This is a genomic window from Pseudoalteromonas sp. NBT06-2 (assembly GCF_002276045.1).
GTDB lineage: Bacteria > Pseudomonadota > Gammaproteobacteria > Enterobacterales > Alteromonadaceae > Pseudoalteromonas.
Map to the genome: position 1 here is coordinate 1 of NZ_NQMR01000063.1, position 11,345 is coordinate 11,345.

Annotated in this window: 11 protein-coding genes; 7 read left to right on the plus strand and 4 right to left on the minus strand. The window is 34.0% G+C overall.

The window, feature by feature from the left end; genetic code table 11:
- Positions 1-134: 134 nt before the first annotated feature.
- The gene (locus tag CJF42_RS13295; RefSeq protein WP_095367150.1) at positions 135-1,076 is read right to left on the minus strand and encodes a pyridoxal-phosphate dependent enzyme; all 942 of its coding nucleotides are present in this window, start codon (positions 1,074-1,076) and stop codon (positions 135-137) included.
- A gap of 183 nt (positions 1,077-1,259) precedes the next feature.
- On the opposite strand from CJF42_RS13295, the gene CJF42_RS13300 reads away from it, so the two are divergent.
- Positions 1,260-1,835, plus strand: a complete 576-nt coding sequence (locus CJF42_RS13300; protein ID WP_095367160.1) for an inner membrane-spanning protein YciB — start codon at positions 1,260-1,262, stop codon at positions 1,833-1,835.
- Between the two features lie 103 nt (positions 1,836-1,938).
- Here CJF42_RS13300 and CJF42_RS13305 read toward each other — a convergent pair whose 3' ends face one another.
- Complete coding sequence (locus tag CJF42_RS13305) at positions 1,939-3,360, minus strand: sodium-dependent transporter (protein ID WP_095367151.1); 1,422 nt, start codon at positions 3,358-3,360, stop codon at positions 1,939-1,941.
- Positions 3,361-3,522: 162 nt separating this feature from the next.
- Here CJF42_RS13305 and CJF42_RS13310 point away from each other — a divergent pair, with 162 nt between their 5' ends.
- The 5 genes from CJF42_RS13310 to CJF42_RS13330 all read left to right on the plus strand — a co-directional run bounded on the left by CJF42_RS13310 (position 3,523) and on the right by CJF42_RS13330 (position 6,661).
- Positions 3,523-3,822, plus strand: coding sequence for a YciI family protein (locus tag CJF42_RS13310; protein ID WP_095367152.1), 300 nt, complete (start codon positions 3,523-3,525; stop codon positions 3,820-3,822).
- A 188-nt stretch (positions 3,823-4,010) separates the two neighbouring features.
- Complete coding sequence (locus CJF42_RS13315; protein WP_095367153.1) at positions 4,011-4,268, plus strand: PepSY domain-containing protein; 258 nt, start codon at positions 4,011-4,013, stop codon at positions 4,266-4,268.
- Entirely contained in the window at positions 4,268-4,942 is a 675-nt protein-coding gene (locus CJF42_RS13320) for a response regulator transcription factor (protein ID WP_095367154.1), read from the plus strand. The genes CJF42_RS13315 and CJF42_RS13320 overlap by 1 nt, the downstream gene beginning before the upstream one ends.
- Positions 4,936-6,282 carry an ATP-binding protein gene (locus tag CJF42_RS13325; protein ID WP_095367155.1) on the plus strand — a complete coding sequence of 449 codons (1,347 nt, stop codon included), beginning with the start codon at positions 4,936-4,938 and terminating at the stop codon, positions 6,280-6,282. The genes CJF42_RS13320 and CJF42_RS13325 overlap by 7 nt, the downstream gene beginning before the upstream one ends.
- Positions 6,254-6,661: a hypothetical protein gene (locus CJF42_RS13330; protein ID WP_095367156.1), complete on the plus strand. Its 408-nt coding sequence runs from the start codon at positions 6,254-6,256 to the stop codon at positions 6,659-6,661. Before CJF42_RS13325 ends, CJF42_RS13330 begins: the two co-directional genes overlap by 29 nt.
- Before the next feature lie 49 nt (positions 6,662-6,710).
- On the opposite strand, the gene CJF42_RS13335 is transcribed toward CJF42_RS13330, so the two are convergent.
- Together CJF42_RS13335 and rluC are read right to left on the minus strand one after the other, a co-directional pair.
- Entirely contained in the window at positions 6,711-7,349 is a 639-nt protein-coding gene (locus CJF42_RS13335; RefSeq protein ID WP_252097603.1) for an HAD-IA family hydrolase, read from the minus strand.
- Complete coding sequence (rluC, locus tag CJF42_RS13340; RefSeq protein WP_095367158.1) at positions 7,339-8,340, minus strand: 23S rRNA pseudouridine(955/2504/2580) synthase RluC; 1,002 nt, start codon at positions 8,338-8,340, stop codon at positions 7,339-7,341. Before rluC ends, CJF42_RS13335 begins: the two co-directional genes overlap by 11 nt.
- Positions 8,341-8,825: 485 nt before the next feature.
- Between rluC and rne the strand changes: the two genes are divergently transcribed.
- Positions 8,826-11,345: ribonuclease E (gene rne, locus CJF42_RS13345; RefSeq protein ID WP_095367159.1), on the plus strand; the 2,520-nt coding region annotated here is incomplete at its 3' end.

Here is an 11,345-nt window from a genome sequence, read left to right on the forward strand (position 1 = left end):
AAATAGCATTATGAAACTCAATATGGAAGTAGCGAGTATGACAGATTTATTATTAGTTTCTGAAAAACATTTTCGTCTCTGAAGGTTTATCCCAGCTTTACAACAAAGCGTTTATTTTATTGAAAATGCGCTATTTAACCAATTTTAGAGTCATATTTACCATATTTTCTTTGATATCTAGGCAGCATAGTTTCGTTGCCTAAAAGTCCACCTTGGTGAATATATAAAATAGGATAATCAGCGGGTATATTTTTAGATTCAATATAGTCAGTTAAAGTTAACCAACCCAATGGGTCGTAGAGTAATTCAAACACAATTTCAGTCTGAATGTTTAACGCTTGCCAAATATCATAAAAAGCACGATATAACTTGCCAAAATGATATTTTTTGCGACTTTTCATAATAGTAGGATGTCGTGATTCATCAGTACACAATTCAAAAAACTGTTTTTTTAAATAAGAGTCCCCACCAACACATGCACACGTGAGGATTTCTATATTCGTATTCAGTTCGATAAAAGCTTGCTGTAAAAATAATGCTGTTGTGCCTGTTCCTGCAGGTAAAGCTACTTTAAATTCTGTAATTTTATTATCTGCTGCCCAATAAGTAATTTCTTGTGCTAACAAGTCTATACCCATTTTTGCATACTGACAGCGTCCACCTTCAGGTACAAAGAGATAGCTTTGCTCTTTTGCAATAATATTATTATTGAGGTAGTCCTCTAAAGTTTCACCTTCAAGAAACTCACCCACTTCAATCACATTTGCACCATTTTCAAGTGCAGCTCTATAGTTTCCCTTAGGATTTTGTTTTATAAAATCAGATATATGAGCAACATAAAAATCAAACTGCCAACCTTTTAATTTTGCCAATGCAGAAAATGAATACAAAGAATTTGCTTGCGCAGATCCAAAACTAATAAGTTTTTTACAATCATTAAAATCATTTTTTAAAAAAGAGTAAAATTTTCGCGCTTTATTACCAGAAAATGATTCATGTAATAAATCATCTCTTTTAATAAAAAAAATGCGATTATTAAATATGGTTTTATCTACAGGAGATGATATTAATGACATATAGGGAGGTTATATTTCAATCAATTAAGTTGTTTAATATTTTAACAATTTAAAAAACAAATTAATAATAAAATAATTATCTCAAAAATGGATAAAATATTTATTCACTATTTTATCCAGTTCTACTTGTGTACAGACCTACTTACTGGTAAAAAAGCTCATCTTCAATTTAAAAAGTTAACTATGCAGGCTTTAATAGAATACATTCCACTGATCTTATTTTTCGCGACTTTTAAACTAGTCGATATTTTTTGGGCTACTGGTGTCTTAATTGGTACATCAGTATTACAAGTTGCTTATTACTATTTTAAAGATGGTAAAGTAGCCACTAAAACTTGGGTTTTTTTTGGTATTGCCCTGATATTAGGCTCAATGACTTTGATTTTTCATGACGAAGCTTTTATAAAATGGAAAGCAACCGTTATTTATTTTATTTTTTGCACAACCTTACTTATTTCACGATATGTTTTAAACAAAAATTTAATGCAAAAAATGCTGACGTCAATATTGAAAAATGCTTCAGATACTAAACAAGAAATTGATATCCCTAAAGCTGTTTGGGATAAAATAAACTTAATGTGGGTCGCGATTACACTCTTTATTTCAGGTTTAAATATTTATATTGCCTATAATTTTTCTTTAGATTTTTGGGTTAACTTTAAAATATTTGGTTTAACCGGTATTTCTTTTGTATTTATCTTCATTACGATAATGATGCTATTTAAATACTTACCTGAAGAATCTGATAAAAAGACATAAGACAATAACATTAAATTACTACAAAAAAGCCGCTTTTTATAATTTTAAGCGGCTTTTTTTATTTTAATACCCCGACATTAACTAAACATAATCAGGGAATAACCTAACTAAAGAAATGGTAATCAAAATATATTCTCGCTACTGTATCAATAAAAATCACTGCTACAATAACAGGAATAAAAGTACCTAAAGAAAAATGAGTATATCTTGCTAAAAAAGTTTTACTAAATTTAGGATTTCCGATTGATAATTCTTCGTTTAGTTTTTGATTTTTCCAGCGATAGCTTACAAACAAACAAATTAATAAACCATTTAATGGTAATATCGTGTCATAAAACATGTCATAAATAACATCAAATAGTGACTTAGATTTACCACCATAAGACATTAAAGAAGTTAAATAATCAACCATACCTGCTGATAATGTAGTTAATAATGCTAATAAACCGGCCCATACAAAAAGCGTATTTAATGCTTTTTTACGAGATTGTTTTTTCTCATCAATTAGATACGCAACAGGTACTTCGATAATAGATACTAAAGAAGTTAAGGCAGCAAAAAACACCAATAAAAAGAACACTACAGCAATCGAACTGGCAAAGAAATAACCAATTGATGTTTCCAATGCTAAAAATATCTTAGGTAAATAACTAAATATAAGTGATACACCACTGTCACTTAGTTCACTTGGATTTATGCTTGAGTTAAATGAAAATATAGCAGGCAGTACCATCAAACCAGCAATAAATGCAACCGAAGTATCAGTGATAGCAACTAGTTTTGCCGAGCCTGCAATATCTGTTTCTTTACTAATATATGAACCATAAGTAATTAAAATCCCCATACCTAAAGAAAGAGAAAAGAAAGCTTGAGACAATGCATTACTAACCACTTTAGGGGTAATTTTATCTATATCTGGAATTAAATAAAACTTAACACCCGCAAAAGCATTATCTAAAGTTAAAACAAATGTTACTAATAGAATCAGCATAATAAATAATGCTGGCATCATAATTTTCGCCGCACGCTCAATGCCAGCTTTAACACCTGAAACAAGAATAAACCTGACCAAAACAGCCACGACTATCATTGAAATAAAGAGATAAGGACTACTGGTCACTTCACCAAAAGCGCTACTGGTGGCCATGTAGTCTAAGTTACCCGATACAGATAATGCTAAGTAAACAAGGATCCACACAGTTAATACTGTATAAAATATAGCTATCATAAATGGCGTTATAACACTGAGTAACCCAGCTAATCGCCATTTAGAATCATTGTCACTTAATTGAGAATAGGCACCAACAGGGTTTTTGGCTGTTTTACGACCCACAGCCATTTCAGCAATCATTACAGGAATACAAATGACAATAACAAAGATAGCGTACATTAATAGAAATGCCCCACCCCCATTTTTTGCTGCATTAACAGGAAAACCAACTAAATTACCAATACCAACAGCTGAGCCTGCTGCTGCAAGAATAAATCCTAAACGTGAACTAAAATGCTCGCGATTTGTACTCATAAACAACCTTACTTTTATTATTGTTATAACAATTATCGCCTGATGCTAGCAGCCTTGCACGGCCCCTATCAAGTTTTTAAGTTAATTCGTCTATAACAATTCTATAAAAGTGTCACAATAATGTTACTATTTAGCTTTATTATTTAATTTTGTGGAATTTTTATGTGGTACATGATCTGCTCAACAGATGTTGAAAATAGTTTAGAGATGAGAAAACAAATTCGTCCAGCACATATTGCGCGATTAGAAGAATTAAAAAAACAATATAGATTATTTGCCGCAGGTCCATTACCAGCAATAGACTCTGAAAACCCTGGTGAAGCTGGTTTTACGGGTTCATTAGTGATTGCAAAATTTGATTCATTAGAGCAAGCGCGAGAATGGGCTGCTGCTGATCCTTATGTAGAAGCAAATATTTATAAAGAATCGATCGTAAAACCATTCAAGAAAGTTTTACCTTAATTGTTAAATGGTGACTTAAAGTCGCCCCAATTCAGTTTATATTCACGCTGTAGTGTTATTCTAAGTGATAAAAGTTAAATCATGATTTAAACTTAAAACTAATTGGTATTAATTTCTACACTTTAATATTCAAAATACTTGGTTTAGTTAAAACTCTTTATTAAACTGTTGCCCTGGAGATTTTAGGCATGCGTTACATTATTTATACTTTTTTAACTTTCACTTTGATTTTTTCTACATTAGCAGATGCTAAAGATAAGCAAGTTAAAAATCCAATAGGAAAAAAGCAAGCAGCGCATCTCGTTAAAAAACAGTACCCAGGTAAACTTTTAAAAATACAAGACTCCAAAAAACATTACAAAATTCGCGTATTACAGCCAAAAGGTCGCGTACTTGATGTTATGGTTAATAAAAAAAGTGGTTTAGTAAAAAAAGGTAAGAATTAATGCGAATTTTAGTAATCGAAGATGATTTACATTTAGCTGACAATTTAAGAGGTATATTAGAAAAAGAGCGTTACAGTGTAGATTTAGTTCATAATGGTGAAACTGGCTTATTTCACTTAACAGAGTACCCTTTAGATTTAGCTGTTGTAGATTTAGGCCTACCAAAAATGGACGGCATTTCAGTTATTAAAAAAGCAAGAGAATCCGGTTTAGACATTCCAATACTAATATTAACGGCACGTGATCGTTGGCAAGATAAAGTTGAAGGGCTTGATGCAGGGGCTGATGATTATTTAACTAAACCTTTTCATGGCGAAGAACTTATCGCCCGCTGTAATGCCCTAATTCGTAGAAGTGCAGGCCAATCAAATCCAGAAATGACAGCAGGACCTATTCGTATTCATACTCGCTCTCAACAAGTATGGGTAAACGATAAAGAATTAACGCTTACAGCATATGAATATAAAGTACTTGAATACTTAATGATCAATCCAAAAAAAGTAATCTCAAAATCAGAACTAACTGAACATATTTACGATCAAGACTTTGATTTAGATTCAAATGTTATTGAAGTATTTGTTTTACGTTTACGTAAAAAACTTGATCCAGAGAATACATTTAAACCTATTGAGACTTTACGAGGCCGAGGCTACAGGCTACAAAGCCAATGGTAACAGGTGAAATATCACTAAAAATTAGGCAAGGTTTTATACTCATATTTCTTTTAGTAGTCGCCTTACCAATTTTGTTCTTTTCAATAGGTAAAGCCTATTACTCATCTTTAGTGGAAGCGACTGAAAATACATTAGAAGCCCATTTATATTCCATACTTGCCGAAGTCGATTTTCAAGAAGATGGTATTGGCATGCCTGCTGTTTTATTAACGCCAGAATTAAATCGATTAAACTCTGATACTTTTGCATTTATTTATTTAAATAAACAAAAGCAATGGCAATCAGAATCGGCCATTAATAGAGAAATTTTACCAAGTATCACGCCACTTTATGCAGGTGAAACACAATTTCAAAAAATTATATATGAAGATAAAACATATTGGCAACTAAGCTTTTCATTAATAAGTGAAATAAATAACACTTCTCATAATGTCGCGTTTTATTTATTAAAAGATGATATTGCCCTCAGAGACATGATGTTAGGTTTTAGGCATACATTAAGAAACTGGCTTATAATTATGGCGTTTGCAATTACCATTTTATTGATAATTGGCTTTATTTGGAGTGCTAGACCATTACAAAGGTTAGACAAAGAAATTATTGCAATAGAGTCTGGAAATAGTACTGAAATTAAAGGCACCTACCCTGTAGAACTCAAAAAAATAACACAAGATTTAAACCTATTATTAGATACACAACAACGACAAAAAGATCGCTATCGCGCATCATTGAGTGATTTAGCACATGCATTAAAAACACCATTAGCTGTTCTTAAATCAAGCCCGCTAGCAACTGATGCAGATGCGAATGAACAATTAGATCGCATAAATATCATGATCGAGCATCAATTAAAACGTGCAACAACAGGTGGAACCGATACTTGGAAAAAGCAAACACAGATCCAACCTGTGGTTGACTCCATTGTCAATGCAATGAAAAAAGTTTACCGCGATAAAGGGATTCATTTTATTGCTAATATCTCCAATAAAAGTTATTTTTTAGGGGATAAGACTGATTTAATGGAATTAATCGGTAACTTAATTGATAATGCATGTAAAGCTTGTGAGGCCATAGTGCAGATTGAAATAAATCAAAACCAATTGTCTTCCATTCAATTATTATCAATTAAAGTTTCTGATGATGGTCCAGGTGTACCAAAAGAATCTATCAAGTTACTTACACAAAGAGGTGCTAGATTAGATACCTATGAAAAAGGCCATGGTGTTGGCATGACCATTGTGAATGACTTAGTTGAATCATATCAAGGCAAACTAAAAATATCAGATAGTGACCTAGGAGGCGCTTTGTTTAATGTTGAATTTAATTACAAGCAAAACTAAAACCTGCAGTATATTAATCTTAGGTTTTACAAGCTTTGTAAGCCAAGCACAATTTAATGATGGCTGCGATAATGAAAAAACAACAAACTTAAGCTATTTACGCTGCTTAGATAATAAAATTGTATTAGAAAAACGCACTGCCGATATGTGGACTAATAAAATTACATTAGATCTTGAAAAAAAGCAAAATGAAACAGGTAACTTACAATTACTAAGAGTATTTAAGCGCGCAGAACAAGAGTTTGATAAGTATGTGGAAGACAATTGCAGGTGGAAGTATTTAAATCACTTACCAGATACCATTGCTGCTGCGATTGCTTTTAAACGTTGCGAACTTCATTCAATTCAAAAACACACTGAAATATTAAAATTTCAATAATATAACGGGGCTTTTATAATTTTAGCCCCATGCACATAAAAGATTTTAACTATAAATACATATCTAGTTCTGAGAACCTATCCACGATGGCCACGGGTTTATATACAGATAACGCTTTACGATTACCGGCACCAAATGTAACACCTATGCTGTCCATACCAATATTCAGTGCCATCTCAAGATCTAGCTTGCTATCTCCTATCATAACAGCGTCTTTAGTCGTTAATTGGGTATGGGCTAATATTTGAGATAACATTTGTGGTGAAGGTTTTGACTGGGCTTCATCTGCACTTTGCGTAACAGCAAAATAATCAGTTAATCCAGTCAATGCTAATAGTCTGTCTAGGCCTTTCCTACTTTTTCCTGTTGCAATTGCTAACTGACAATTATTTGATTTCAGCTTTTTAAGTAAAGCTTCTACACCATCAAACAATGGCGTTTCAGTTGTATCCATATTTATATATTGATCTTTATAATGCACTATTAATTGTTGATGATAGTTTTTATGTTCAGGAAACAATTTGTCCATCACCTCAGGTAAACTTAAACCTATAATACTTCTAACTTGTTCACTGCTAGGTACAGGTACCTGACATACTCGAGCAGAAGATTGTAAAGATGAAACAATACGCGCAATGGAGTCCATCAAAGTACCGTCCCAATCAAATATAACGAGCTTATATTTCATTATCAGTTTTTCTTTTATTCACTTCTTGCTTGAGTATTTTAATCGTTTTAATTAACACACTATCAAGCGGTGCTTCAACAGTTAATTTTTCTTCAGTTATAGGATGTGTAAAAGTTAAATCATGGGCATGTAAGAATAAACGGTTTAAGCCCTTTTCACGCATATAAGCATCAAAACCTTCATCTCCATATTTATCATCGCCAGCAATTGGATGCCCAGAACATTGCGTATGAACACGAATTTGGTGTGTTCTGCCCGTGACTGGAGACGCCTGAACTAATGTACACTCCATGAATCTTTGTAATACTTTAAAACGGGTATGAGAAGCTTTACCTTCCGCCTCATCTACACGCACTACTCGCTCACCTGACTTTAGCGTATTTTTTCTAAGAGCAGCATTCACATTTTTAACTTTTGTCTTCCAACTACCATCAACAAGTGCCCAATAATTTTTTTCCATGGTTTTTTCTCTAAGTTGCGCATGCAATCCTTTAAGTACGGAACGTTTTTTAGAGATTAATAAACAACCAGAAGTATCCCGATCCAATCTATGAACAAGCTCTAATGCACGCTCTTCAGGGCGCAAACTTCTCATTGCTTCAATAAGGCCATAACTTAAACCACTACCACCATGCACAGCCATACCTGATGGTTTATTAATAACAATCAGGTATTTATCTTCATAAACGATGGCTGTTTCTAAGCTTGTAATTTTATCTAAATTTTTTGGTACAAATTCCTCTCTTTCGGCAATTCTAACAGGTGGAATACGCACATAATCATTTATTTGCAGTTTATATAAAGGTTTTACACGCTTTTTATTTACACGAACTTCGCCTTTGCGCAATATTTTATATATTGCACTTTTTGGCATACCTTTTAACTTAGTTAAAAGAAAATTATCAATTCTTTGACCATCATGGTCTTCTGTAATCGTTACAAAAGTAACCTTGCTTCCTGTTTTTTCTGACGGTTCTGTTTTTTCAGACATTGTATAATCACTGATTTGAGTAATAATTTAGTTGCTAACAGACTAACAATAATGGGATAATCCCAAAGTAAATTGCCTGTAAAGCAGGAATTTTGGTGCTTTTTTGCCAAAGCAGATACTGTGCTGCACACTCCGGATAAGTGATCATACAGATTCAATCTCTGTTTTCCAAAAGATTTTATAGATATCTGGTTGTCATGTGCCTTTAAATTGCGTTGATGCGAGTAATATATCAACAAGAGATTTAACGCAGCTGTTGCAAAAAGCGAATGTAATGAATATGTCATCTACGCTCAAGAGATCATATCGTTCAGCAGTGAGACCCTAAAAACCGAAAAATAAAATTCAGGTTTAGGGTGAAATAAGAGTAATTCTTAGGTTAGCCCAATCGTGAGATTGCATTATAAGCGAAAGAAAAAAGACTGAACGGATATTGATAAGCTCAGATCAGCGAGAGACTTTAAATAATAAAATAGAGTAACAATATGAAACGTATGCTAATCAATGCTACGCAGCAAGAAGAAATGCGCGTAGTACTGGTTGACGGCCAACAACTTTACGATTTAGATATCGAAAGCCCTGGTCACGAACAGAAAAAAGCCAATATATATAAAGGTAAGATCACACGTGTTGAACCAAGTTTAGAAGCTGCATTCGTAGATTACGGTGCAAACAGACATGGATTTTTACCCCTAAAAGAGATTGCAAGGACTTATTTTCCTAAAGGATATACTTTCAAAGGTCGCCCAAACATTAAAGAGGTGATCAAAGAAGGACAGGAAGTTATCGTTCAAGTTGATAAAGAAGAACGTGGTCAAAAAGGGGCTGCGTTAACAACCTTTATTAGTGTTGCAGGTAGCTATTTAGTACTAATGCCGAATAACCCACGAGCTGGCGGCATTTCCCGTCGTATTGAAGGTGATGAGCGTACTGAATTAAAAGAAAGTTTAAGTCGTTTAGTATTACCTAAAGGTATGGGACTTATCGTTCGAACTGCGGGTGTTGGTAAATCATTTGAAGAATTGAATCACGATTTAAATTCTTTAATTTTGCACTGGGAAGCAATTCAAACGGCTTCTGAAACAGGTCCTGCACCATTTTTAATTCACCAAGAAAGTAATGTCATATTTCGCGCTATCCGTGATTACTTACGCCGTGATATTGGCGAAATAATCATAGATAAGAAGTCAGTATTCGAAGAAGCAAAATCTCATATTGAACGCTTCCGCCCTGATTTTATGAGTCGTGTGAAATTATACCAAGGTGAAATTCCTCTTTTCACACATTATCAAGTTGAAAGTCAAATTGAATCAGCTTTTCAACGTGAGGTAAGATTACCATCAGGTGGTTCAATTGTAATTGATCCTACTGAAGCATTAACTTCTATTGATATTAACTCATCTAAGGCAACTAAAGGTAGTGATATTGAAGAAACTGCTTTAAATACAAACTTAGAAGCTGCAGACGAAATTGCACGTCAACTAAGACTTCGCGACTTAGGTGGTTTAATCGTAATTGATTTCATAGATATGACACCTCCACGTCATCAACGTGAAGTTGAAAATCGTTTAAAAGATGCAGTACGCCCAGACCGTGCTCGTGTTCAAGTAGGTAAAATATCACGTTTTGGTTTACTTGAAATGTCACGACAGCGCCTAAGACCTTCTTTAGGTGAAGCCAGTCAGCATGTATGTCCTCGTTGTAATGGTCAAGGAACGGTTCGTTCAAATGAATCTTTAGCGCTATCAATACTACGTTTGATTGAAGAAGAATCATTAAAAGATAATACAGCTCAAGTAAATGCACTTGTTCCAGTTGCTGTTGCAGCTTATTTGTTAAATGAAAAACGTCGAAGTGTACGTGCGATTGAAAAACATCACAATTGTGAAGTTATCATCATTCCAAATCAACATATGGAAACACCACAATTTGAAGTACAACGCTTAACAAGTGACAACAGCATAGAAACGGTTAGCTTTAATCAAATTCAAGCGCCTAAAAAGACTGCGCCTGAGTTTAATAAGACTAAAACAACGGTAAAAGAGCAACCTGCATTACAAAATGTAGTCATTTCAAAAGAAAAAACGCCTTTACAACCTACTACTGCACCGACGCCTGCTAAACCTGGTTTATTTACTAAACTGAGTACCTGGATTAAAGCTTTATTTGCTCCTGAGTCTGAAGTTAAAGAACCTGATGTTGTGGTTGAAACTAAGCCACGCAATAAACGTCAATACGAAAATAAACGCCGTAACCCGCGTAACCGTAATCAACGTCAAAGGCAAGATGAAGAAAACGTTAAATCATCTACTGAAAGTAAGCATGTAAACCGTGATAAAAACGATTCTACTGAAAATAGCGACAATAAGAATAAACGTCGTAATAATCAAAATAATCGTAAACCTGCAGCTGCTAATAATGAACATGTAAAAGCAGAACCAAAAGAGCAACGTGTAAAAGAGCGTCGTCAGCGCCGTAATACACGCAAAAAAGTACGTGTACAACAAGAAAAAATTGAAGTAGCAAACAATACCACTACTGAAGTTAAAACTGTTGATGTAAGTGTTAAAGTAGATGCACCTAAAGTTGAAGCAACTAAAATACAAGCTCCTGCTATTGAAACAGATAAAGTTGAAACTAAAGATATTAAGGTAAGTCAAAAACCAGTTTCTGCTAATATTAAAGCTAACGAAATGGAAAAATCTGAGCACGTGGATTCGGTTCAATCCATAGAGACTGATGTAATTAATAACACTGCTGATGAAGAAAAAGAGCCCAAAACTCGTTCTCGCCGTTCTCCTCGTCACTTAAGAGCAGCTGGTCAACGCCGCCGTAAACCGCAAGAGCAAGGCGAAAATACGATAGAGCTTGAAACTACGGAGGCACCTGCATTTGTTCCCGTTGCAGATCAAGCTATGGCTGAGCAAAGTATTGAAATTAAGATTGCAGAAGCATCTGTTGTTGAAACACCTGTTGCAGAAATGAAAACTGAATCAGCTGTTGTT